The following is a 1,990-nucleotide window of genomic DNA, read 5'->3' on the forward strand; positions in this document are numbered from 1 at the left end:
CAGCCCGGACTCAGGGCTTTTTTTTTCCGGCGGCTGCGTCTGTTCGTTGAAGGCGCCGATGAGTCGCAAATCCGTGTCGTCCCTGGTGCTCGCCGACCGCTCGATGAGGTCGGCGATCTGCTCGCCCCGCCGGCTGCTGCCGGACTCCGCGATCACGGCCTGGTGCGCCGCCTGTTGGGCGGCGCCCGGCATACCGGCGATCACCGTTTCGGTCGACGCCCGGTACAGCGCCTCTTGCGCGGGACTCAATCCGTAGGACGAAATCTGATTCATCCGCGCGTCGACCATCGCGTTACGGGCGCCGGTCCAACCCGCCTCGCTCCCCGCCGCTGCCCGCCCGGCCTGGACTGCTGCACCGATGCCTTGACCGTCCCGCAGCGCCCCGGCGAAGGCCTGAGCCCCGGCCACCGTCTGGCTGGCCACGCCGCCGACCCCGGCCCCCGCCAGCGCCACCGTCTCCGCCGCCTGGGCGAGCAGTCCGCCGGCCTCGTTCTGGGCCACCTGAGCGGCGGTGCGGGGGAGTGCCGCGTGCTGCTCAATGATCGCGCCAAGTCTGGACTGCTTATCCGATCTCAAGGCGCCTTGGGCATGACCGGCGGACCCAGCGACCTCGTTGCGCGCCCCCTGCGCAAAGCGATCGACGGCCCCCGGGCTCCAGGCCTGGTGGGTGGCATCGCCGTGTGCAGACACCTGGCCCGCCAGGCCGGCGGCCTCCGGTCGGATATCCCGCAGTCCGGCGCCCTCGACCTGGGATTGGGTGCCGCCGAAGCCAGGTGCCGAGCCGCTCAGATCGGCGTTGCGGCTGGGCGAGATTCCCTGGGGTGCCTGGAAATTGAATTCGCTGGCCAGGATCTCCATGCCTGCTTCCTTGGCACCGGCCCGCTCGGCCGCGGTCATGCCCCTGGCCCGCGGGCCGTCGGTGTGGCCAAGCAGCAGTCCCATGCCAGAGATGGCGCGTGCCTGGTCCGGATCGGCGGTGACGCCACCGACCAATAGACGCTGCGCCGCGTCATCCCGATCGCCGTCGAGGTTATAGCGTGAAATGGTCCGGTCCAACGTTTCATTGAGCGCCTGATGCTCCGGTCTGACCAATCCTGCGCCGGCCGCAATGCCATTGTACGAACCCATGGTGCCGAATCGCTCGGATTGTGATTCCGCATGATCGAGACTGCGCGATGCGGACAGCACATCGTCGGCTGATTGCGTGAGTTGCGATGATTCGCGACTGTCCAGTCCAGCCGTGAAAACGTTGCGCTCACCCGTCTGCGCGTCGACCTTGAGACCCTCGGCTACCCGTGTCTGCAGCGCGTGATCGGACGTCACTTTTTCTGAGATATCGGACGCCATGGTGTCCGCGAGTGTGCTGTCGACGCCGTACTGACTGCTCAACTTGGCCGATATCTCCCCCTTTCCCTTAGCTCCCCCGAGAGAGCCCGCAATCACTGCTGCCATCTGATTGCTCGACATCCCGCTCTCACTGTATTGTTGGGTCAGTCCCTCCGCGGTGGCCATCAGCACCGAATCGGTCTGGCTCTTGCTCCCATCCTTCATCCAGGTGCTGGCATGCGAATCGAAGGTCTCGCCACTCCTGGACGCCGTGGCACTGGCCGCGCTACCGAGCGCTGAGGAGAACCCGCTGCTCGACCGCTGCATGGCCTGCTGACTGGAGCGCAGATCCCGTTGGACCTCGTGTCCGACGTTGACCGACCAGCTTTGCTGTTCGGCTCCCGGCGCGACGGTCCCCGACAGTGGCCCATGATTCATGATGGGCTGCATGTTCAGCGCCGCAGCCGGGTTCACCGCATCGGGAGATGCAATCTTCTCGTTGATGTGATCCCCGCTTTGGAGCCTCCCGGCCAAGTGCGTTGCGGTGATCGCCGAACCGTAGATCAACATCAACGAAATCGCGGGCGTACTCGCCGCGAGCATTCCACCAACCCCCAAATAGTCAGACAAAATGAAGTCGAGCTTCCAGATCGCCAGAATCGAC

Annotated in this window: 1 pseudogene; it reads right to left on the reverse strand. The window is 65.7% G+C overall.

Going from position 1 to position 1,990, the window contains the following annotated elements:
• Nucleotides 1-1,896 (reverse strand): annotated as a pseudogene (locus QZX93_RS01065) (TraG domain-containing protein); the annotation flags it as partial.
• Between the last annotated feature and the right edge of the window lie 94 nt (nt 1,897-1,990).

The sequence above is a fragment of the uncultured Thiodictyon sp. genome (assembly GCF_903946935.1).
In the GTDB taxonomy this organism is placed as follows: domain Bacteria; phylum Pseudomonadota; class Gammaproteobacteria; order Chromatiales; family Chromatiaceae; genus Thiodictyon.